Here is a 20,211-nt window from a genome sequence, read left to right as displayed (position 1 = left end):
CGACCGCCGCGCCGCCGCCGCCGGGCGCCCCGCCCCCGGTCGCGCTGAACCCGCGCACGGTCGTCTACAGCGTTACCGGGACGAAACAGCTGCTGGACCTGGTCAACGTCGTCTACACCGACGCCCGGGGCTACCCGCATTCCGAGTTCAACGTGTCGCTGCCATGGTCGAAGGTGATCGTCCTGAATCCGGGCGTGGCGACGGTGTCGGTGGTCGCGACCAGCTTCTACGGCCAGCTCAATTGCTCGGTCATCAATGCCGCCGGCCAACCGGTGGTGGTGTCGGCCAACAACGGGGTCGTGGCGACCTGCACCCGCTGAGGCGGTCCCGGATCAGCTCAGACCGAGTTCGCGCATCCGCCGGTCGTGCGTCTGCTGCAGCCGGTCGAAGAACGCGGTGAGCTGGCCCAACCCCCCGGGGCCGGATACCACCAGGTCGACCAGCTCGTCGTGCTCGGCCAGCACGTACTGCGCCTGGGTGATCGCCTCGCCGAACAGGCGACGCGACCACAGCGCCAACCGGCTGCGCTGTTTGCCGCTGGTGGTCACCGCGGCGCGCACCTCGGCGACCACGAACTGCGAGTGCCCGGTCTCCGCCAGCGCCGCGCGAACGATGTCGGCGACCTCGTCGGGCAGCCCGTCGGCGATCTCGAGATAGAGGTCGGCGGCCAGCGCGTCACCCACGTAGGTCTTGACCAGGGCCTCCAACCACGTGCTCGGCATCGTCAGCCGGTGGTAGTTCTCCAGCGCCGAGACGTACTTCGACATCGCCGACACCACGTCGACGCCGCGGCTTTCCAGCGCGTCGTGCAGCAGCTCATAGTGCTGCATCTCGGCGGCGGCCATGCTCGCCATCGAGATCCGTCCGCGCAGATCGGGCGCCATCCGCGCCTCGTCGGTGAGCCGGTAGAACGCGGCGACCTCGCCGTAGGCCAACACGGCGAACAACTCGTTGACGCCCGGGTGATCTGCCGACAGCCGAGAAGCGGGCGGATCGTCCACCTGGCCGGCTTCCAGATCGGCTCCGGAGGGCCCGGATAGGGGCGGGGTCATGGCAACACTGTAGTCGGCGGGATTAGGACAAAATGGGTGCCAGCTTTCGACCAGCTATCATGGACACAGGTATTGGCCGAATTCTTCAATCTCGATCCGCCAGTGCCGGCGAAATGTGCGTGCACAGCTGGCCCAGACTGCCACAGGGCCGCGACTCGGCGACGTATTCGGAGTCGGAACTCGTGCGCGCGTGACCGCGACAGAGAAACACCGACAGCACCGATACCGTCACCGAAAGGCTTGTCCCCAACGTATGACCGCACTCGACAGCACAACTGAACTCACTTTTGCCAAACTTGGCGTTCGCGACGAAATCGTCCGCGCACTGGCCGAAAAGGGGATCGAAAGCCCCTTTGCCATCCAAGAACTGACCCTGCCCATGGCGCTGGCCGGCGACGACGTGATCGGCCAGGCCCGCACCGGCATGGGCAAGACCCTGGCCTTCGGGGTGCCGCTGCTGCAGCGCATCACCGACGGCGCCGCGCACAGGCCGCTCACCGGCGCCCCGCGGGCGCTGGTCGTGGTGCCCACCCGCGAGCTGTGCCTGCAGGTCACCGACGACCTGGCCGCGGCCGCCAAATACCTGACCGCCGAGGACGGCCGCGCGCTGTCGGTGGTCTCCATCTACGGCGGACGCGCCTACGAGCCGCAGATCGATGCGCTGCGCGCCGGCGCCGACGTCGTGGTGGGCACCCCCGGCCGGCTGCTCGACCTGTGCCAGCAGGGGCACCTGCAGCTCGGTGGGCTGTCGGCGCTGGTGCTCGACGAGGCCGACGAGATGCTCGACCTGGGCTTCCTGCCCGACATCGAGCGAATCCTGCGTCAGATCCCCGCCGAACGGCAGTCGATGCTGTTCTCGGCGACCATGCCGGACCCGATCATCACGCTGGCCCGCACCTTCATGAACCAGCCCACCCACATCCGCGCGGAAGCGCCGCACTCGGCCGCCACGCACGACACCACCGAACAGTTCGTCTACCGCGCGCACGCGCTGGACAAGGTGGAGCTGGTGAGCCGCGTGCTGCAGGCCGAGGGCCGCGGCGCGACGATGATCTTCACCCGCACCAAGCGCACCGCGCAGAAGGTCGCCGACGAACTTGCCGAGCGGGGCTTCAAGGTCGGAGCCGTGCACGGCGACCTGGGTCAGATCGCCCGCGAGAAGGCACTGAAGGCGTTTCGGGCGGGCGACGTCGACGTGCTGGTCGCCACCGACGTGGCCGCCCGCGGCATCGACATCGATGACATCACCCACGTCATCAACTACCAGATTCCCGAGGACGAGCAGGCCTACGTGCACCGGATCGGCCGCACCGGCCGCGCGGGCAAGACCGGCATCGCCGTCACCCTGGTGGACTGGGACGAGCTGCCCCGCTGGACGATGATCGACAAGGCCCTGGGCCTGGAATCCCCCGANGACGGCCTCCGGTGCACCCGCGAGTAACGCCGGGGCCCCCCGGCGCCGCCGCCGGCGCCGCAATCCGGCCTCGCAGACGACCGCGGCCACCACGAACTGAGGCCCGCGCCGCCGCATGGTCAAACCGGAACGCCGGACCAAGGGCGACATCTCGGCCGCCGCGGCGATCGCGGTCGTCATCGCGCTGGGGGCGGCGTTGATCTGGTGGACCAGCGACGCGCGGGCCACCATCAGCCGCCCTGCCGCGATTCCGGCGCCGGCCCCGACCCCCGCGCGGGAGGTCCCGGCCACCCTGAAGCAACTGTGGACCGCACGAAGCCCCGGCACCACCGCGCCCGTGGTGGTCAGCGGGACCGTCGCCACGGGGGACGGCCGCCGGGTCGACGGGCGTGACCCCGGCACGGGTAAGTCCCTCTGGAGCTACGCCCGCGACAGCAAGCTGTGCGGGGTGTCCTGGGTCTACCACTACGCCGTCGCCGTCTTCAGGGACGACCGCGGCTGCGGGCAGGTCAGCACGCTCGACGGGTCCACGGGCCGGCGCGGGGCCACCCGCAGCGGCTACGCCGACCCCAGCGTGCGACTTTCCTCCGACGGCACCACGGTGTTGTCGGCGGGCGACACGCGGCTCGAGCTGTGGCGCTCGGACATGGTCCGGATGCTGGCCTACGGCGAGACCGACGCCCGGGTGAAGCCCTCGGCGCGGGGGCCGCACTCGGGCTGCCGGCTGCTCTCGGCGGCGGCCAGCTCGTCGGCGGTTTCGGTGCTGGAGAGCTGCGCCCGGCAGGCCGACCTGCGGCTGGTCCTGCTGCGCCCCGGCAAGGAAGACGACGAACCTCAGCAACACGTCGTCGCCGAACCCGGGATCGCGGCCGATTCGGGGGCCCGGGTGCTCGCCGTCTGGGAGAACACCACGGCGGTGTACCTGCCGTCACCGCAGCCCAGGGTCGAGGTGGTCGACGACACCGGCACCACCGTGGCGAGCACGCTGCTGCCCAGGCCGCCGTCGAGCTCGGCGGCGGTGTCGCAGACGGGCAACATGGTGACGTGGTGGACCGGCGATTCCCTGATGGTCTTCGACGCGACGAACATGACCCTGCGCTACACGATCGCCAAGGGCGACACGATTGCGCCGCTGGGGCCGGGCGTGATGATGGCCGGCCGGCTGCTGGTGCCGGTCACCGGCGCGATCGGGGTCTACGACCCGCTCAGCGGCGCGAACGAACGCTACATCCCGGTGGACCGGGCGCCCGGCGATGCGACCGTGGTCCCGGCGGTTTCGGGATCGCGGGTGTTCGAGCAGCGCGGTGACACCGTCGTGGCGTTGGGCTGACCCGCGTCGGGCCGTGTGCATCCACGGTGGCGACGCGAAAGATCGCGCCGTCAGCGCACACTCAATCGCTAGACCTCGACGGCGAAGGTCGGCAACGGTTTGCCGGTCTTCCAGTGCTTGAGCAACGCCTTGGCCAGCTCGCCGTAGGCGGCGGCGCCTTTGTTCTTGCGCCCGGCCATCACCGACGAACCCGAGGCGCTGGCCTCGGCGAAGCGCACCGTGCGCGGGATCGGCGGGGCGAGCACCGGCATTTCGTAGCGGTCGGCGACGTCGAGCAACACGTCGCGGGTGTGGGTGGTGCGGGCGTCGTACAGCGTCGGCAGGGCGCCCAGCAGCCGCAGCTCCGGGTTGGTGATCTGCTGGACGTCGGCGACCGTGCGCAGGAACTGGCCGACGCCGCGGTGCGCCAGCGTCTCGCACTGCAGCGGCACGATGACCTCGTCGGCGGCGGTCAGCCCGTTGAGGGTGAGCACGCCCAGCGACGGCGGGCAGTCGATGACGACCACGTCGAACTGCTCGGCGAGCTTGGCCAGCGCTCGCTTCAGGGCGTATTCGCGGCCGGCCCGCATCAGCAGCATCGCCTCGGCGCCCGCGAGGTCAATGTTGGCCGGCAGCAGCGTCATTCCCTCCATCGTGGTGACCAGGGCGGCGTTCGGCTCGACCTCACCGAGCAGGACCTCGTGCACCGACACCGGCAGCTTGTCGGGGTCCTGGCCGAGCGAGAAGGTCAAACAACCCTGCGGATCGAGGTCGACGAGCAGCACGCGCTTGCCCGCGTCCGCCATCGCCGCGCCCAGCGAGGCGACCGTCGTCGTCTTGGCCACGCCGCCCTTCTGATTGGCCACCGCCAGTATCCGGGTCTTACTCACAAGCGCCCGCCCCTCCTTGTTGCCGCGGTCACAGTGCCCATCCTGGCATGTTCGAACGCCGAGCGCTTCGGGCGACGCGTCCGGCATGGGCGTCCGGCAGAATCGGTCGGCATGGGCGTCTACAACCACCGGCTGGTCCTGCTGCGCCACGGCGAGACGCCGTGGTCCAAGTCCGGCCAGCACACGGGTCGTACGGATCTCGAGCTCACCGATCACGGCCGGGTCCAGGCCGAGCTCGCCGGCCGCGTCCTGCGAGAACTGAACCTCGCCGACCCGCTGGTGATCAGCAGCCCACGCATCCGGGCCCTGACCACGGCCAAGCTGGCCGGGCTGGCCATCGACGAGGTGTCTGGGCTGCTCGCCGAATGGGATTACGGTTCCTACGAGGGGCTGACGACCCCGCAGATCCGGGAATTCGACCCCGACTGGCTGGTGTGGACGCACGGATGCCCCGGCGGCGAGAGCGTGCAACAGGTCAGCGACCGCGCCGATGCGGCCGTCGCGCTGGCGCTTGGGCAGATGACCTCGCGCGACGTGGTTTTCGTGGGCCACAGCCATTTCTCGCGCTCGGTGATCACGCGCNCAAGGCGGCCACCGAGCTCATCGCCGAGCTGGAGGGCGACCGCGGTTTCTACGCCGGCGCGGTGGGCTGGTGCGACGCCGGCGGCGACGGCCACTGGGTGGTGTCCATCCGGTGTGCGCAGCTCTCGGCGGACCGCCGCACCGCCCTGGCGCGCGCCGGCGGGGGCATTGTCGCCGAATCCGACCCCGACGCCGAAGTCGCGGAAACCACAACGAAATTCGCCACCATCCTGAACGCGCTGGAGGTGGAGCAATGACGCAAAACATCCGCCGCGCCATACCGGCCGACGCCGCCGCTATCACTGGCATGATCCACGCCCTGGCCGAATTCGAACGCGCCGCGGAGCAATGCACCGTCACCGAAACACAAATTTCCGCAGCGCTTTTCGGTGATTCACCGGCCGTGCACGGACACGTCGCCGAAGTCGACGGCGAGATCGCGGCCATGGCGCTGTGGTTCGTCAACTTCTCCACCTGGGACGGTGTCGCCGGCATCTACCTCGAAGACCTGTTCGTGCGACCGGGTTTTCGCCGCCGCGGCCTGGCCCGTGCCCTGCTGGCGGCGCTGGCCGCCGAATGCCTCGACAACGGCTACACGCGGTTGTCGTGGGCGGTGCTGAACTGGAACGTCGACGCGATCGCGCTGTACGACGGTGTCGGCGCCGCGCCGCAGCGCGAGTGGACCACCTATCGGCTGTCCGGCCCGCCGTTGGCCGAACTGGCCGGACCGCCCTGATCGCGGCCGGCGGCCCAGCGCACGGCCGCCGGGGTGAACAGCAAGACCAGCACCGTGGCCGCCACCGCGCCCAGCGGGATGCCGAAGGCCGGCCGGTGCGATCCGACCGCGAGATACCACGCCACCGGGAGCAGCAGCAACTGGGTGAACACCCCCAGGCCGCGGCCCCAGCGCCTGCCGATCACCAGCGCGCGCCCGGCGGCGAGCACCACGCCACCGACCAGAACGAACCACAGCGCCGTGCCCTGGGGGTACCACCCGCTTGCGGGGGAGCCGTTGACCACCCGCTGGTCGGCGCCGGCGATGCCCCGGACCACCAGCGCCGCGGCCACGACCAGGGCGGCCAGGCCCTGCGCGGCCACGAGGAGCCCGGCGCCGCGCACGACCGACGGGGCGGGGGCGGGATTCACAACGCCAGCGTAGTCAGGCGCGCTTGCCCCAAAGCGGGGCCTTAACCGCCCCGCATAAGCTCGTGCATCATGCGCGCCGTGCTGATCGTGAACCCAACAGCCACTTCCACCACTCCAGCCGGTCGCGACCTGCTTGCCCACGCGCTCAAAAGCCGCCTGCAACTCAACGTCGAACACACCACCCATCGCGGGCACGGGGCCGAACTCGCCCAGCGGGCCGTTGACGACGGGGTCGACCTGGTCGTCGTGCACGGTGGTGACGGCACGGTCAGCGGGGTGGTGAACGGGATGCTGGGCCGCCCCGGGGCGGCGCCGACGCGACCGGTGCCCGCGCTCGCGGTGGTCCCCGGGGGGTCGGCGAACGTGCTGGCGCGGTCGCTGGGCATTTCGCCGGATCCGGTCGCCGCCACCAACCAGCTCATCCAGCTGCTCGACGACTACCGCCGCCACCCGGCGTGGCGCCGCATCAGCCTGATCGACTGCGGTGAGCGGTGGGCCGTGATCAACGCCGGGATGGGCGTCGATGCCGAGGTGGTCGCCGCGGTCGAAGCCCAGCGCAACAAGGGCGTCACGGTCAACGCGTTGCGGTATTGGCGCGTGGCGATACCCGTCACGGTGGGTTTCAGGCGCCGCGAACCCACCCTGACCGTCGAACTGGCCGGTCGCGATCCCATCCCCGGCGTGCACTTCGCCTGGGTCTCCAACACCAGCCCGTGGACCTATAGCAACAGCCGGCCGCTGGTGACCAACCCCGACTGCAGCTTCGAGTCGGGCCTCGGTGTGTTCGCGCTCACCGAGATGAAAGTGCTGCCCACGCTGAGACTGGTCGGCCAGCTCCTGGGCAAGGGGCCCAAGGGCAACCCCAAACAGCTGATCCGCGACGACGACGCCCCGTGCGTGCGGGTGACCGCCACCGGGGCCCCGGTGGCCAGCCAGTTCGACGGCGATTACCTCGGCCTGCGCGAATCGATGACGTTCAGGTCGGTTCCCGATGCGCTGGCGGTCGTCGCGCCCCCGGGCAAAAACTACCGTTGAGCTGGGAAAACGAATCGGCCCGGAAAATCGTTCGCGAGAAACGGCCCGTCAGTGTAGTACAACGGTGTAAGGGCCTGACTAAGAAATCATTGAAGTGAGATAGCCCACGAGCTTACTCACACTATTGACATCTGTTGAGCCTGTGAAACGATCGAAAGGTTGCATGCAGAAATTTATGGAGGGGTGCGGCCCCTTTTCTTGTGCACGCGTTAACAGCGAAGAAAAACGGCCGTGCGCCTTGCTGCGCACTCAGTGAGGAGTAATAACTTATGGATTGGCGCCACAAGGCGGTCTGTCGCGACGAGGACCCGGAGCTGTTCTTCCCGGTTGGGAACAGCGGCCCGGCGCTCGCGCAGATCGCTGACGCGAAACTGGTCTGCAATCGGTGCCCGGTGACCACGGAATGTCTTTCCTGGGCGCTGAACACCGGCCAGGACTCGGGCGTCTGGGGGGGCATGAGCGAAGACGAACGGCGCGCTCTCAAGCGTCGCAACGCCCGGACGAAGGCCCGCAGCGGAGTCTGACCCCAGATCGCTAACAGTGCGGCCCCGACCATCGTCGGGGCCGCACTGTTGCGTGGGCTACAACAGCAGCCGGGTCCGGCGGCCGATCGGCACCCGCAGCACCACGTCGGTGCCGCGGGCGGCGGCGTGCCGCATCCCCAGCGTGCCGTCCAGTTCCGCCGACACCAGGGTCCGCACGATCTGCAGGCCGAGGCTGTCGGAGGTCTCCAGGCTGAATCCGTCCGGCAGTCCGCGCCCGTCGTCGTGCACGACGACGTCGAGCCAGCGGGCCGAGCGCTCGGCGCGAATGGTCACCGAGCCTTCCTGGGCCGCCGGATCGAAAGCGTGCTCGATCGCGTTCTGGACGAGCTCGGTGATCACCATGATCAGGGCCGTCGCGCGGTCGGAGTCCAGCACGCCGAGGTCGCCGACCCGGTTGATCCGGATCGGCCGGTCCACCGAGGCGACGTCGTTCATGATCGGCAGGATCCGGTCGATGACCTCGTCGAGGTTCACCTGCTCGTCCACCGACATGGACAGCGCGTCGTGCACCAGGGCGATCGACGACACGCGGCGCACCGACTCGATCAGCGCTTCCCGCCCTTCGGCGTTGGCGGTGCGCCGCGCCTGCAGGCGCAGCAGCGCCGCCACCGTTTGCAGGTTGTTTTTCACCCGGTGGTGGATTTCGCGGATGGTGGCGTCCTTGGAGATCAGGGCGCGGTCGCGGCGCTTGACCTCGGTGATGTCGCGGATCAGCACCGCCGCCCCGGCGCTGGCGCCGTGCACCACCAGCGGCAGCGTTCGCAGCAACACCGTGGCGCCGCCGGCGTCGACCTCCATGCGCATGCTCCGGCCGCCCGCCAGCAGGTCCCGCACGTGCTCGGCCACTTCCTGCGCCTCGAACGGATCGGAGATCAGCGGCCGCGTCACGTCGACCAGATGGTGTCCCTCCAGCTCCGACGTCAGGCCCATCCGGTGGTAGGCCGACAACGCGTTGGGGCTGGCGTAGGCGACGACGCCGTCGACGTCGAGGCGGATGAAGCCGTCGCCCGCCCGTGGGGTGGAGCGCGACATCACGACGTCCCCGACGTCGGGGAAGGTGCCCTCCGCGAGCATGTGCACCAGATCGGTGGCGCAGTCGCGGTACGCGGTCTCGAGCTGGCCGGGGGTCCGGTCGGCCGCTTCCGCGGTCTGATGCCGCGTCACCACCGCCACCACGTGGCCGCCATAGCGCACCGGGGACGACTCGACGTGTTGGCCGGGCAGCTGCCACGAATGTTGTTGGCCCGCATCGCTTTCCCGCGGGGCGGCACCGGGCTGGAACGTCTCGTCGACGAGCGGCAGCCGGTCGGCGGCGACGACGGTCCCCACCGCATCGGTCTGCAGCACCGTGGGCGCGGTGTTCGGGCGGCACTGCGCCACGCACACCAGCACGCCGTCGTCGCGGCGAACCCACATCAGGTAGTCGGCGAAGGACAGGTCGGCCAGCAGCTGCCACTCCCCCACCACGGCGTGCAGGTGGTCCACCGCGTTGCCCGGCAGCATCGTGTGCTCGGCAAGCAGGTCACCGAGAGTGGACATCCAATCCTTAGCTGATCACGGCGATGAGGTCACCCGCCTGGATGACATCGCCCACCGCCACACTCACTTTGCTGACCGTGCCGTCGACCTCGGCGAGGACGGGGATCTCCATCTTCATCGACTCCAGCAGCACCACGATGTCGCCCTTACCGATCTGGTCACCCTCGTTGACAACAACCTCGAGCACGCTGGCCACGATCTCGGCGCGAACATCCTCCGCCATCTTCACCCCACTCGTCCGCATGCTGGTTGTCGCATCAAGGTCATGTATATCGAACCATAGGACCGGTTCCGACCGCGGGACGCGGGGCGTTACACCGCATGCGGCCGGCCGTGAGACACTGTGAGACAAGCTAACGGGCGCGCGGCGCCCTCTCTTGACGAAGAAATCACGGAGGATGACGATGGCCAAGCGTGGCCGGAAGAAGCGCGACCGCAAGTACAACAAGGCCAACCACGGCAAGCGGCCCAATTCCTAGGCCGATTCCGGGTAGGCGCTACTCGCCTCCGCGGATGATGGTGGTCCGGCGGATCTCCAGCCGGAGGCGTTCCTTCAGGCCCTCGGGGGCCTTGTCGCCTGTGCATTTCGTTGCGATCAGAGCCTTGAGCCGCTCCTCGATCCCGTAGTGCTGGAAGCAGCCGGGGCACGCCTCGAGATGCTGACGCAACCGCTCCTTGGCCTCGGGGGTGCACTCACCGTCGAGCAGGGTCCACACCTCGGCGATCACCTCGGCGCAGCCGAGGCCGTGGGAGTGGCTGTCGTCGGCGCGCGGGTCGGTGGGACCGGCGAACTCGCTCATGACGACACCTCCTCGTGCGCCTGCTGGCCGCGGTTGAAACCACGCTCCTTGGCCACGTCGGCCAGAAGGCCCCGCAGTTGACGTCTGCCGCGGTGCAGCCGTGACATTACCGTCCCGATCGGCGTATCCATGATCTCGGCGATTTCTTTGTACGGAAATCCCTCGACGTCGGCGTAGTAGACGGCCATCCGGAACTCCTCCGGCAACGCCTGCAGCGCCTCTTTGATCTCGTTGTCGGGCAGCGACTCCAGCGCCTCGACCTCCGCCGAACGCAAGCCCGTCGAGGAGTGCTCGGCGTTGGATGCCAGCTGCCAGTCGGTGATCTCCTCGGTCGGATATTCGGCCGGTTGCCGCTGCCTCTTGCGGTAGCTGTTGATGTACGTGTTCGTCAGGATCCGGTACAGCCACGCCTTGAGGTTGGTGCCGGCCCGAAACGAGCGGAATCCCGCGTAGGCCTTCACCATGGTCTCCTGCAGCAGGTCCTCCGCGTCGGCGGGGTTGCGCGTCATGCGGAGCGCGCCGCCGTACAGCTGGTCGAGCAGGGGAATCGCGTCGCGCTCGAAACGCGCGGTGAGTTCCTCGTCGGTTTCGGTTGGCGGTGCCGCTTCGGGAGCTTCTAAATCCCCTGCGCCGTCGGTATCGGCCATCTTGATTAACACGGTCCCTTCTGCAGCGGTGTCGCCGGGCGGCACCAGCAGCGCCGCCGGACGCTCAAGCAGGCACGTCGCCGTTGGCACCAGACTGCTCCTCCCAATCTAAAGGCTGCCCCCGACAGTGTCTGTCCTAGTCTGCCGGAGCCCGCCGCATCTGCATCAGAAACCGACTTCTTTAACAGCCGCGGGCGGCCGGCTATTTCCCGGGCCCAATCCGGCCGGTTCGGGTGTGGCGTTAATGTGACGCCATGTCCCTGAATGGCAAGACCATGTTCATTTCCGGTGCCAGCCGCGGTATCGGCCTGGCGATCGCCAAACGCGCCGCCCAGGACGGCGCCAACATCGCGCTGATCGCCAAGACCGCCGAGCCGCATCCGAAGCTGCCGGGCACGGTGTTCACCGCCACGAAGGAGCTCGAGGAGGCGGGCGGGCAGGCCCTGCCGATCGTCGGGGACGTCCGTGACCCGGACTCGGTCGAGTCCGCGGTGGCCAAGACCGTCGAGCAATTCGGCGGCATCGACATCTGCGTCAACAACGCGTCGGCGATCAACCTGGGCTCGATCACCGAGGTGCCGATGAAGCGGTTCGACCTGATGAACGGCATCCAGGTGCGAGGCACGTACGCGGTGTCGCAGGCCTGCATTCCCCATTTGAAGGGCCGGGAGAACCCGCACATCCTGACGCTGTCGCCGCCGGTGCTGCTCGGCAAGCAGTGGCTGAAGCCGACCGCCTACATGATGGCCAAGTTTGGAATGACGTTGTGCGCGTTGGGAATTGCCGAGGAGATGCGCGAGGCGGGCATCGCGTCGAACACGTTGTGGCCGCGCACCTTGGTGGCGACGGCCGCGGTGCAGAACCTGCTCGGCGGCGACGAGGCCATGGGCCGGGCCCGCAAGCCCGAGGTCTATTCCGACGCGGCCTACGTCATCCTCAACAAGCCGGCCCGCGAGTACACCGGCAACACGCTGCTGTGCGAGGACGTGCTGGTGGAGTCCGGCGTCACCGACCTGTCGGTGTACGACTGCATTCCCGGTTCGAAGCTCGGCGTCGACTTCTGGGTGGACGGCGTCAACCCGCCGGGATACACCGGGCCATAAGAGCGTGGTAGCCGCGGCCACGCCGGGCATCGCGGCGCTGCTACGGGCCGCCGTGCCGCACGAGGTCGTCAGGTTCTCCCACGATCCCCGCGAATCGTCGTTCGGGCTCGAGGCGGTGCGCGCGCTGGCCGATGCGCGCGGCGTGGCGCCGGAGCAGATCTACAAGACCCTGGTCATCGCGGTGCCCGACGGGCTGGCGGTCGCGGTGCTGCCGGCGCCGGCCCGGCTGTCGCTGAAGGCGGCCGCCGCCGCACTCGGGGTCGCCAAAGCAACCATGGCCGAACCGGCGGCCGCCGAGCGGGCCACCGGTTACGTAGTCGGCGCCATTTCGCCGTTCGGGCAGCGCCGGTCGCTGCCCACCGTCGTCGACGCCGGCGCGCTCGCCCGCGAGCGGGTCTACTGCAGCGCGGGCCGGCGCGGTTGGGACGTCGCGGTGTCACCCCGGGATCTGATCCGGCTGACGGGTGCGGTCACCGCGGACATCCAGGTCTGAGCACGTAGGCGGCAGGCGGAAATTCGCGGCGTAGCCGGAATTGACGGAATCTCGTCGAGCGGCGCCGCGATGGCGCCGTTGCCCGCGAACCGGCGCTCAACTGCTGCCGGGAATCCTCTTGGCTGGTCAGGCGAACGCGCTCTGGCCGGTGATGTGCCTGCCGACGATCAGGGACTGGATCTCGGCGGTTCCCTCGTAAGTGACCAGGGCCTCCATGTCGCACAGGTGACGCATGACATGGAAGTCGAGCGTGATGCCGTTGCCGCCCAACACGTCGCGCGCCAGTCGACATACGTTGCGGCCCTTGACGGTGCAGTAGTACTTGGCCAGCGCGGCCATCGTCTCCTCGACCTTGCCTTCATCGATGAGCCGGCCCATGCGGATGCTGTATAGCTGCATCGCGGTGAGGTCGGCGAGCATCTCCACCAGCATCGACTGGATCATCTGGGTCCTGGCGATGGGCCTGCCGAACTGCTTGCGCCGCAGGGCGTAGGTCAGCGCGATCTCGTAGGCCGCGACGGCGTGTCCGGTTGCGGCCCACGCGACGAAATTGCGGGTGCCGGCAAGCACCTTGCCAACGTCTTTGAAGCTGTTGCAGTTCTGCAGTCGGGCGTCTTCGGACACAAGACAATTGGTGAGGGTGATGTCCGCGTTTTGCACGATCCGCAGCGACATCTTGCCGCCGATCTTGGTCGCCGCGTAGCCGGGGTTGTCCCTCTCCACGACGAAAGCCTTGACTTGGTTGTCCGCGGTGTCGCGGGCATACACGACGATAAAGTCGCACCACACGGCGTTGCCCGGCCAACGCTTGCGGCCGTTGAGCACCCACTCGTCGCCATTCCGCTCGGCGGTGGCCTCGAGGATGACGGCGTCGGAGCCATGGTCGGGCTCGCTGAGCGCGAACGCGCCGATTTTCTCCATGCGTGCCATCGCCGGTAGGTAGCGCTGCCGCTGCTCCTCGGAACCGAGAATGTTGATCGACTGCATCGCCAGCCCGACATGTACGCCGAAGAACGTGGATATGCTGCCGTCGAGGCGGGACAGCTCGTAGTTGACGAGTCCGTTGGCGACCGCGGTCATCGGTGTGCACCCGCAGTCCCCCAGGTTGTAGTCGCCGACGGCGTTCAGCTCGGCGAGTTTCGGAATCAGCTCGAACGGGAATTCGGCGCGTTCCCAGTAGTCGTTGACGACCGGCAGGATTTCGGCCTCTCCGAACGCCCGGACCTTTGCCATGATCTCTTTCTCGTGGTCGGTCAGCTGATCCTTCATCAGGAAGTAGTCCGTCCCCCGGGCGCGGGCGATGTCCTCGACGAGCGAGGCTGTCGTCGGATCGGCGTCCTTGGCGCCTCGTGCCTCAAACGAGCTGAACTGTTCTGACATCGTCGTCATGGTCGTTCTCCCGGTTCGCTCAAAAATTGCTCGATGACGGGCGCGAGTTCTGCCGCGTTGTGCACCAGGTCGATGTGCCCGCCGGAATGCAGGTGCAGACGCGAGTGCGGCGCCAAAGCGTGCAGGATGCGCGCATTGACAACCGGGATGATCGGATCGTCGGTGCCCGCCACGATCAACGTCTCCTGCCGCACCGCGGGCAGCGCGAACAGGCTGGTCCAGACCGCACCCGCGAGCAGCTGGTGGAGGTAGCCGATCTTCGACCCGGCATGCAGCTGGTGCAAAAACAGTCGCGCGACGTCCTCACCGTGAGCCCGGACGGTGCCGCCGTAGAGTTCACCGGCAATGGATGCGGCGTAGTCCGGGTCCGAAAACCTGCGCGGAGTGGCCATTTTCGCCAGCACCCGCGGATGGGCGGGCACCATCAGCGCCCCGGTGCCCGTTGCCACCAGAATGAGACGCCGACATCGGCGCGGGTTCTGAAAGGCGAATTGTTGCGCAAGCGCCCCACCCCAGGACAGACCGAGCACATCCACCACGCCGATTCCCAGCTCGGTTAGTACGCGGCCCAGCACCCAGGCAAGATACGGGAACCCGTAGGGCACAAGGGATGTGGGCGATCCTCCGGTTCCCGGCACGTCGAATCTGACCACCGTGGTATCCGGATCGAGCTGCTCAACCAGAGGGTCGAGCACTTCCAGGCTTGCCCCGATGCCGTTGCACAGCACCAGCGGCACACCGGTTCCCCACCGCACGTTCACCCGGATCCGCTGCCCGCCGGTGGCGATATAGCACTCTTCGCCGAACAGACTCACCGGTAGCGCACGAAGACGTCGCCGCTCCCTGGTCGACTGACGCTGGTCGGCAGCCTTGGACTCCAATTTCGTCACTTTTCCATCACGTAACTGCCCGGGGCGGGACCCAGTGGCGGAAGCTGTTTCCCACCAAGCATCTTCGGGGCGTCGATCTCCGGGCCGCTGCGCTCGGCGAGCCAGGCCGTATAGTCCGGCCACCACGAATCCGCGTGCTTCTCGGCGGCATCCAGCCACTGTTGGGGATCCTCGACGTCGACTGGGCCGGTGCGGAAAGACGCCTTCGGGTTGCCGGGCGGGTTGACCAGCGCCGCGATATGACCGCTGGTGGACAACACGAAGCGGTTGTCCTTGCTGCCGAGCAGGCGTGCGCTGCGATAGGTCGCCTGCCACGGGCAGATGTGGTCGGCGACGCCGCCGACGATGTAGGCGTCGGAGCTGATCTTGGCCAGGTCGACGGGGCTGCCCAGCATGCTCACCCCGCCACGGGTGACCAGCGCGTTGCGCAGCCCCATCAGCACCAGGTCGCGGTGCAGCGCGGCGGCCATCCGGGTGGTGTCCGCGTTCCAGAACAACACGTCGAACGGCGCCGGCTTGCGGCCCTGCACGTAGTTGTTCACCACGTAACGCCACACCAGGTCCGTCGGACGCAGCCAGGCGAACATCTCCGCCATGTCGCGCCCGTCGAGGTAGCCCTTCCTGGCCGAAACTCGAATCGCCGCCTGCGCCGCCCGGTCGCTCATGGCCGCCGCCGCGAACCCGGCCCTGGTTTCATCCAGCACGGTTACCGCCAGGTTCAGGCCCGCGACCCGATTGCCCTCGCCGATTTCGGCCAAGTGAGCCGCCGTCATCGCAGCGAGGATGCCGCCCGAGCAGGTCGCCAACAGGTGGGCGCTGTCGGCCCCGGTGATTTTCTCCACCGCGTCCATCGCCTCCACTATCGCCGCGCCGTAGCTGTCGAAGCCCCAATCCCGGTGGCGGGCTTGCGGATTGCGCCACGAAATGACGAAGACCTGCTGGCCCTGCTGAACGAAGTACTCGATCATGCTGCGCCCGGGCGCGATATCCATGATGTAGAACTTGTTGATCACCGGCGGCACCATGAGCAACGGGATTGCGCGCACCTTGGGCGTCTGCGGGGCGTATTGAATCAATTCGAACACCGAGGTTTGCAGTACGACGGCGCCCTTGGTGATGGCCAGGTCCTCCCCGACCGCGTAGGCGTCGGGCTCGACCATCGCCGGCACCCGCGGTTTCGAAAGCATGTCCCGGGCAAAGGCTTTGGCACCGCGCACCGCGCTCAGACCCCCAGTGTCGATCAGCGCCTTCCAGCCGAGCGGACTGATCAGCGGGTTGTTGCTGGGCGCCAGGCCCTCGACAAAATTGTCGACGACGAACTGCATCTTCTCGTTGTCACGCCAATCCAAGTCGGCGTCGGCGAGCAAGCCATCAGCGGTCTCGGCGCCGGCCAGATAGCCCTGCATGATTCGGTGCAGCAGCGGATTGTCCTGCCACGCAGGATCGGCGAAGCGCTTGTCGGCGCGTGCCGGAACGCGGTGCGACTTGCCGGCGGCGATGCTGCCGAGTTCACGGGTCAGCGCGCCAACCCGGTCGGCCACCGCGCCAGGGTGCGCAGCGAGGTTGCCGGCGAACCGGGCCCAGGTGGCGTTGGGCATCATCCGGCTGGCGAATGGCTTTGTGGCGCTGGTGAGAAGCAGGTCGAGCGGCGCAGCCAGCTCGTCGACTTTGGTCGTGGGATCCTTCGGGGTTGCCATGGCTATCGTGTGCTTTCCGTCGTCGGAACGATGATTTCGCGCTTGAGAACCTTGCCGGTGGGGCCCTTGGGCAGGGCCTCGACGAGCCAGACCTGGCGCGGATACTTGTAGGCGGCCACCCGGGCCTTGACATACTCGCGCAGCTCGTCCGGGTGCACTTCCGCGTCCTTCTTGAGCGCGACAGCCGCGCCGACCTCCTCACCCAACGAGTCGTGCGGGATGCCGATGACCGCTGCTTCGGCGACGGCGGGGTGCTCGTAGAGCACTTCCTCGATCTCGCGGGGATAGACGTTGTAGCCGCCGCGGATGATCAGATCCTTGGTCCGGTCGACGATATAGAAGTAGCCGTCCTCGTCGACCCTTCCGACGTCACCGGTGGCCAGCCAACCGTCCGCTGTGATGGTGGCCTTGGTTGCGTCGGGCAGGTTCCAGTAGCCCTTCATCACGTTGTGGCCGCGGATCTGGATCTCGCCGGTATGCCCTTGGGGGACCTCGGCGCCGTCGAGGTCGACGACGCGCATCTGCACGCCTTCGATCGGGGTACCGATCGAGCCCACCTTGCGTTCCCGGTGCGGATGGTTGAACGCCGCGGCCGGGGAGCTCTCGGACAGCCCATAGCCCTCGAGAACGGTGCAGCCAAAGGCCTTTTCGAAGTCGGTAAGAACCTGCACCGGCATCGCCGCACCGCCGGACACGCAGACCCGCAACGTCCGCGCGGCCTCGGCGGCGGCCTCGTCCGCCACGCTCAGCAGCGCCGAATACATCGTGGGCACGCCTTCAAACACCGTGACGCCGTCGCGCTCGATCACCTCGATTGCCTTGCGCGGCTCGAACCGAGGGATGAGCGTCAACATCGCGCCGGCCAGCACCGCTCCGTTGAGGCCACAGGTCAGGCCGAACACGTGAAAGAGCGGCAAGCAGCCCATCACCACGTCGTCCGGCCCTGTTTCGACGAGAGTGTCGACGCCGACCTCGGCGTTGCGGCCCAGATTGCCGTGCGTGAGCATGGCGCCCTTGGGCTTGCCGGTGGTTCCGGAGGTGTGCAGGATGACCGCGACGTCGTCGGCGCCGCGCTCGACGGGAGCCGCTTGCTCGGGCAGGTCGGCGATCAGGTCCATCAGCCCGGCGTCGTCGACGATCCAGCATTGTGCGCCCACTTCGTCGGCACCGGCGCTGGCCTCGTCGGCGAAGGCGGGTGTCCCGAACAGTGCTTTGGCGCCGCTGTTGGACAGGTAGAAGTTCACCTCGCGTGCCTTGAGCAACGGGTTCATCGGGACCGCGACGGCGCCGCGATACATGATCCCGTAAAACGCAATGGCGAATGCGGGCGTGTTGGGCAGCATTATGCCCACCCGGTCGCCTGGCTCGACTCCGGCTTGCTCAAGCAGCGTCGCCACGCGCGAAGCTGCGGCGTGGAACTCAGCGAAGGAGAATTGCAGGTCGTCGCAGCGCAGCGCGACGCGGTCGGGGTGGCGGTCCATCGATGCAACAAGGTTTGCGCTGAGGGCGGTCATGAGGTGCCTCCGGGAAGTGCTTATAGTGCCTACTTCCAGGGTCGCCTCGGCGGCTTCGCGCCACAATGTTTGCCGAAACAACACTGACGCCGGTTCGCAGTGACCCGTCACATCGGGTGGCGCGCGGGCATAGGGTTTGGGGATATGAGCACGACAACACACCCTGTCGGCGACCGGCGCGGCGCCGCCCCCGACCCGCACATCGTCGCGCTCGGCAAACTGATGCTGGCCCGCGCGAGCAAATTGGGAATGGCGATGGCAGACCTGCTCTGCAGCGAGATCGACGCCTACCGGGACGGCAGCGTCGTCGCGAAAGGGGAAGTGGCCGAAAGTTGCGTGGCGAACGTGACGTTCATCTTCGACTCGCTCGCCGGGGACGGCGACGTCGACGTGTCGCCTGCCGAACGCACCGGCACCGCACGCGCGCTCGCCGGTGTGCCGCTGCCGGCAGTCATGACCGCATACCGGATCGGATTCCGATTCATGTGGGAGCAGACCCTCGCCGCTGCGCGCGCCGCGGCAATACCCACCGACTCGATCCTGGATGCGACCGCGCGGGTGTTCTTCGCACAAGACACCTTTACCCAGGCAATGGCCAGCGCATACCGCCAACAGCTGACCGCGCAGATTCTAGAGCGGGAGGAAGAACGATCGGCGTTGGTAGAAGCGTTGCTGGCCCACAGAATCACGGATAGTCAAAGCCTTTGGGAGGCAGCGGATTTGCTGCGGCTTCCCACGTCGGGACCCTATGTCGTGGTGGCAGCGGAGCTGCCCGCGATCGGAAAGCTGGGGTTGCCCACAATCGAGAACAAGCTGTCGATCCGCGACATCCGGTCGGCGTGGCGGCTGCTGCCGGACTTGCAGGTCGGCATCGTCCATCTGAGGGGCACCGCGACTGCACAAACCTTGGGCACCGTTGTCGGGGTGCTCCAGCACGCCGCGACCGCCCGAGTCGGCATCAGCCCGCCGTTCCACGAGCTGGCCGAGACCAGCGACGCGCTGCGGTTCGCCCGGCTGGCGGTCGCCGGAAAACCGTCGCCCGACTCGCTTGTCACCGTCTTCGACGACTCCACCCTCGCAGTCGCGGCCGTCAGCGCGCCGGAGGTCATGACGCGGATCAGGTCGTCGGTACTGGGGAGACTGATGGCGCTGCCGGCCGAGGAGCGCACGGTCTTGCTCGATACCTTCCAGGCTTGGCTGGAGGCGGGCGGCTCCGCCAACGACACCGCGGCGAAGATCTACTGCCATCCCAATACCGTCCGGCACCGTCTGCATCGCATCGAGGAGCTGGCCGGCCGATCACTCGCGCGGCCGAAGGACCTCGCGGAGCTGTGCCTGGCGTTCGAGGTCGATCGACGACTGCCCTAAGCGGTGGCCCCGAGGGATTCCGCCGCGTGTTTGGTCCGGTGGCGAACCTGGAGCGCGGTGATGACGTCGACGACGCCGATGGCGATCAGCCAGCAGCCGGCGACCAGGGTCAGGATCGCGATTGAGTCGAGCGGTGAGACGATCAGGACGGCGCCGCCGATGACGATGATCAACCCGGACAGCACCTGCCACCCGCGGCCGGGCAGGTGGTCGAACGACAGCGCCGCGGCAAGCAACGTCATCCCCCGGAATAGCCAGCTGACGCCGATCCAGATGCCTAAAAGCGTGACCGCCTCGAATTTGTCGCGGAAGCAGAAGAAACCCAGCACCAGCGACACAATGCCGGTGATGAAAGTCAGCACTCTCATCGCACCGCCGGCGTGCACACCGAAGGCGGCAAACACGTATCCGATTCCGGATACCACCAGGTAGATGCCGAACAGGACACCCGCCACGAACAGTGTCTTGCCTGGCCAGGCCAGCACGATGACACCCAGTGCCACCGCTAGGACACCGATGAGCAGAAGCACCTGCCACGCGCTGCGAGCAAGCTGCTGCAGTGGACCCTCGAAAACGGTCTGATTGCTGTGCGTCATGTGAACATCATTAGCCAAAATCGACATCAAAGAAATGTCCGCAGCGACACAATTCGGCATCGCGCACAGGTATCGCGAACAACGACGGGATGAAATCGAGGGTGTAGGGGCCCGATCGCGCTGTCATTGGGCCCTCCGACACCTCTTTGTTGCCGGAAGACAACGACGCGTCCCAAGTTGGTCGTTCGACGACATTCCCGCC

The 20,211-nt window shown here is 67.7% G+C and carries 21 protein-coding genes and 3 pseudogenes; 12 read left to right on the top strand and 12 right to left on the bottom strand.

The window, feature by feature from the left end; genetic code table 11:
- On the top strand, positions 1–320 hold a 320-nt coding region (locus tag BN4348_RS32395; protein WP_235852621.1), incomplete at its 5' end, for an MmpS family transport accessory protein.
- A 12-nt stretch (positions 321–332) separates the two neighbouring features.
- Here the strand turns inward: BN4348_RS32395 and BN4348_RS32390 are convergent.
- Entirely contained in the window at positions 333–1,052 is a 720-nt protein-coding gene (locus tag BN4348_RS32390) for a ferritin-like fold-containing protein (RefSeq protein ID WP_066908344.1), read from the bottom strand.
- Between the two features lie 253 nt (positions 1,053–1,305).
- Between BN4348_RS32390 and BN4348_RS32385 the strand changes: the two are divergent.
- Positions 1,306–2,463 (top strand): annotated as a pseudogene (locus BN4348_RS32385) (DEAD/DEAH box helicase); the annotation flags it as partial.
- Between the two features lie 118 nt (positions 2,464–2,581).
- The gene (locus BN4348_RS32380) at positions 2,582–3,796 is read left to right on the top strand and encodes an Rv3212 family protein (RefSeq protein WP_066908341.1); all 1,215 of its coding nucleotides are present in this window, start codon (positions 2,582–2,584) and stop codon (positions 3,794–3,796) included.
- Between the two features lie 68 nt (positions 3,797–3,864).
- Here BN4348_RS32380 and BN4348_RS32375 read toward each other — a convergent pair whose 3' ends face one another.
- A complete protein-coding gene (locus BN4348_RS32375; RefSeq protein ID WP_066908362.1) occupies positions 3,865–4,665 on the bottom strand; it encodes a ParA family protein in 801 nt (266 codons plus the stop codon).
- Between the two features lie 111 nt (positions 4,666–4,776).
- Between BN4348_RS32375 and BN4348_RS32370 the strand changes: the two are divergent.
- From BN4348_RS32370 to BN4348_RS32365, 3 genes and pseudogenes are all read left to right on the top strand, one after another.
- Positions 4,777–5,247 (top strand): annotated as a pseudogene (locus tag BN4348_RS32370) (acid phosphatase); the annotation flags it as partial.
- Positions 5,244–5,504: pseudogene (locus BN4348_RS61020) on the top strand (chorismate-binding protein); the annotation flags it as partial. The pseudogenes BN4348_RS32370 and BN4348_RS61020, both read left to right, overlap by 4 nt.
- The gene (locus BN4348_RS32365; protein WP_066908338.1) at positions 5,501–5,983 is read left to right on the top strand and encodes a GNAT family N-acetyltransferase; all 483 of its coding nucleotides are present in this window, start codon (positions 5,501–5,503) and stop codon (positions 5,981–5,983) included. The pseudogene BN4348_RS61020 and the gene BN4348_RS32365, both read left to right, overlap by 4 nt.
- On the opposite strand, the gene BN4348_RS32360 is transcribed toward BN4348_RS32365, so the two are convergent.
- Entirely contained in the window at positions 5,935–6,393 is a 459-nt protein-coding gene (locus tag BN4348_RS32360) for a hypothetical protein (protein WP_066908335.1), read from the bottom strand. The genes BN4348_RS32365 and BN4348_RS32360 overlap by 49 nt on opposite strands.
- 69 nt (positions 6,394–6,462) lie before the next feature.
- Here BN4348_RS32360 and BN4348_RS32355 point away from each other — a divergent pair, with 69 nt between their 5' ends.
- Positions 6,463–7,428, top strand: a complete 966-nt coding sequence (locus BN4348_RS32355; RefSeq protein WP_066908332.1) for a diacylglycerol/lipid kinase family protein — start codon at positions 6,463–6,465, stop codon at positions 7,426–7,428.
- A gap of 269 nt (positions 7,429–7,697) precedes the next feature.
- Positions 7,698–7,952 (top strand): transcriptional regulator WhiB1, encoded by a 255-nt coding sequence (whiB1, locus tag BN4348_RS32350; protein ID WP_023371700.1) that lies wholly within the window; start codon positions 7,698–7,700, stop codon positions 7,950–7,952.
- Positions 7,953–8,009: 57 nt separating this feature from the next.
- Here whiB1 and BN4348_RS32345 read toward each other — a convergent pair whose 3' ends face one another.
- Both BN4348_RS32345 and BN4348_RS32340 read right to left on the bottom strand, forming a co-directional pair.
- Entirely contained in the window at positions 8,010–9,512 is a 1,503-nt protein-coding gene (locus BN4348_RS32345) for a sensor histidine kinase (protein ID WP_066908329.1), read from the bottom strand.
- A gap of 7 nt (positions 9,513–9,519) precedes the next feature.
- Positions 9,520–9,735, bottom strand: coding sequence for a biotin/lipoyl-binding carrier protein (locus tag BN4348_RS32340; protein ID WP_066908359.1), 216 nt, complete (start codon positions 9,733–9,735; stop codon positions 9,520–9,522).
- A 181-nt stretch (positions 9,736–9,916) separates the two neighbouring features.
- On the opposite strand from BN4348_RS32340, the gene BN4348_RS62655 reads away from it, so the two are divergent.
- A complete protein-coding gene (locus BN4348_RS62655) occupies positions 9,917–9,991 on the top strand; it encodes a 50S ribosomal protein bL37 (protein ID WP_142308634.1) in 75 nt (24 codons plus the stop codon).
- An 18-nt stretch (positions 9,992–10,009) separates the two neighbouring features.
- On the opposite strand, the gene rsrA is transcribed toward BN4348_RS62655, so the two are convergent.
- On the bottom strand, positions 10,010–10,312 hold the full coding sequence (gene rsrA / locus BN4348_RS32330) for a mycothiol system anti-sigma-R factor (RefSeq protein WP_066908326.1): 303 nt from the start codon (positions 10,310–10,312) through the stop codon (positions 10,010–10,012).
- A complete protein-coding gene (locus BN4348_RS32325) occupies positions 10,309–10,959 on the bottom strand; it encodes a sigma-70 family RNA polymerase sigma factor (protein WP_167670441.1) in 651 nt (216 codons plus the stop codon). Before BN4348_RS32325 ends, rsrA begins: the two co-directional genes overlap by 4 nt.
- A 254-nt stretch (positions 10,960–11,213) precedes the next feature.
- Between BN4348_RS32325 and BN4348_RS32320 the strand changes: the two genes are divergently transcribed.
- Positions 11,214–12,062, top strand: a complete 849-nt coding sequence (locus BN4348_RS32320) for an SDR family oxidoreductase (protein ID WP_066908321.1) — start codon at positions 11,214–11,216, stop codon at positions 12,060–12,062.
- A 4-nt stretch (positions 12,063–12,066) separates the two neighbouring features.
- The gene (locus BN4348_RS32315) at positions 12,067–12,555 is read left to right on the top strand and encodes a YbaK/EbsC family protein (protein ID WP_066908318.1); all 489 of its coding nucleotides are present in this window, start codon (positions 12,067–12,069) and stop codon (positions 12,553–12,555) included.
- A gap of 126 nt (positions 12,556–12,681) precedes the next feature.
- On the opposite strand, the gene BN4348_RS32310 is transcribed toward BN4348_RS32315, so the two are convergent.
- The 4 genes from BN4348_RS32310 to BN4348_RS32295 all read right to left on the bottom strand — a co-directional run bounded on the left by BN4348_RS32310 (position 12,682) and on the right by BN4348_RS32295 (position 18,045).
- On the bottom strand, positions 12,682–13,935 hold the full coding sequence (locus BN4348_RS32310) for an acyl-CoA dehydrogenase family protein (RefSeq protein ID WP_084453921.1): 1,254 nt from the start codon (positions 13,933–13,935) through the stop codon (positions 12,682–12,684).
- A 5-nt stretch (positions 13,936–13,940) separates the two neighbouring features.
- The gene (gene phaZ, locus BN4348_RS32305; RefSeq protein WP_096866087.1) at positions 13,941–14,753 is read right to left on the bottom strand and encodes a poly(3-hydroxyalkanoate) depolymerase; all 813 of its coding nucleotides are present in this window, start codon (positions 14,751–14,753) and stop codon (positions 13,941–13,943) included.
- 77 nt (positions 14,754–14,830) lie between these two features.
- Entirely contained in the window at positions 14,831–16,531 is a 1,701-nt protein-coding gene (locus tag BN4348_RS32300; RefSeq protein ID WP_066908312.1) for a PHA/PHB synthase family protein, read from the bottom strand.
- Positions 16,532–16,533: 2 nt separating this feature from the next.
- Entirely contained in the window at positions 16,534–18,045 is a 1,512-nt protein-coding gene (locus tag BN4348_RS32295; RefSeq protein WP_066908309.1) for a long-chain-fatty-acid--CoA ligase, read from the bottom strand.
- A 144-nt stretch (positions 18,046–18,189) separates the two neighbouring features.
- Here BN4348_RS32295 and BN4348_RS32290 point away from each other — a divergent pair, with 144 nt between their 5' ends.
- A complete protein-coding gene (locus tag BN4348_RS32290; RefSeq protein WP_084453918.1) occupies positions 18,190–19,413 on the top strand; it encodes a PucR family transcriptional regulator in 1,224 nt (407 codons plus the stop codon).
- On the opposite strand, the gene BN4348_RS32285 is transcribed toward BN4348_RS32290, so the two are convergent.
- Positions 19,410–20,009, bottom strand: a complete 600-nt coding sequence (locus BN4348_RS32285; RefSeq protein WP_066908306.1) for an HdeD family acid-resistance protein — start codon at positions 20,007–20,009, stop codon at positions 19,410–19,412. The genes BN4348_RS32290 and BN4348_RS32285 overlap by 4 nt on opposite strands.
- Positions 20,010–20,211: the final 202 nt, after the last annotated feature.

This window comes from Mycobacterium interjectum (genome assembly GCF_900078675.2).
Classification (GTDB): domain Bacteria; phylum Actinomycetota; class Actinomycetes; order Mycobacteriales; family Mycobacteriaceae; genus Mycobacterium; species Mycobacterium interjectum.
The sequence above is the reverse complement of the archived record's forward strand: the minus strand, read 5'-3'. Positions and strand labels throughout refer to the sequence as shown.

Excerpts from the sequence above, each read along its gene's own strand:
- BN4348_RS32325 (WP_167670441.1), bottom strand. The coding sequence starts at position 10,959 with ATGGCCGATACCGACGGCGCAGGGGATTTAGAAGCTCCCGAAGCGGCA.
- BN4348_RS32295 (WP_066908309.1), bottom strand. The coding sequence starts at position 18,045 with ATGACCGCCCTCAGCGCAAACCTTGTTGCATCGATGGACCGCCACCCC.
- BN4348_RS32320 (WP_066908321.1), top strand. The coding sequence starts at position 11,214 with ATGTCCCTGAATGGCAAGACCATGTTCATTTCCGGTGCCAGCCGCGGT.
- BN4348_RS32390 (WP_066908344.1), bottom strand. The coding sequence starts at position 1,052 with ATGACCCCGCCCCTATCCGGGCCCTCCGGAGCCGATCTGGAAGCCGGC.
- BN4348_RS32290 (WP_084453918.1), top strand. The coding sequence starts at position 18,190 with ATGAGCACGACAACACACCCTGTCGGCGACCGGCGCGGCGCCGCCCCC.
- rsrA (WP_066908326.1), bottom strand. The coding sequence starts at position 10,312 with ATGAGCGAGTTCGCCGGTCCCACCGACCCGCGCGCCGACGACAGCCAC.
- BN4348_RS32365 (WP_066908338.1), top strand. The coding sequence starts at position 5,501 with ATGACGCAAAACATCCGCCGCGCCATACCGGCCGACGCCGCCGCTATC.
- BN4348_RS32345 (WP_066908329.1), bottom strand. The coding sequence starts at position 9,512 with ATGTCCACTCTCGGTGACCTGCTTGCCGAGCACACGATGCTGCCGGGC.
- BN4348_RS32310 (WP_084453921.1), bottom strand. The coding sequence starts at position 13,935 with ATGTCAGAACAGTTCAGCTCGTTTGAGGCACGAGGCGCCAAGGACGCC.
- BN4348_RS32285 (WP_066908306.1), bottom strand. The coding sequence starts at position 20,009 with ATGACGCACAGCAATCAGACCGTTTTCGAGGGTCCACTGCAGCAGCTT.
- BN4348_RS32355 (WP_066908332.1), top strand. The coding sequence starts at position 6,463 with ATGCGCGCCGTGCTGATCGTGAACCCAACAGCCACTTCCACCACTCCA.
- BN4348_RS32380 (WP_066908341.1), top strand. The coding sequence starts at position 2,582 with ATGGTCAAACCGGAACGCCGGACCAAGGGCGACATCTCGGCCGCCGCG.
- BN4348_RS32340 (WP_066908359.1), bottom strand. The coding sequence starts at position 9,735 with ATGGCGGAGGATGTTCGCGCCGAGATCGTGGCCAGCGTGCTCGAGGTT.
- whiB1 (WP_023371700.1), top strand. The coding sequence starts at position 7,698 with ATGGATTGGCGCCACAAGGCGGTCTGTCGCGACGAGGACCCGGAGCTG.
- BN4348_RS32300 (WP_066908312.1), bottom strand. The coding sequence starts at position 16,531 with ATGGCAACCCCGAAGGATCCCACGACCAAAGTCGACGAGCTGGCTGCG.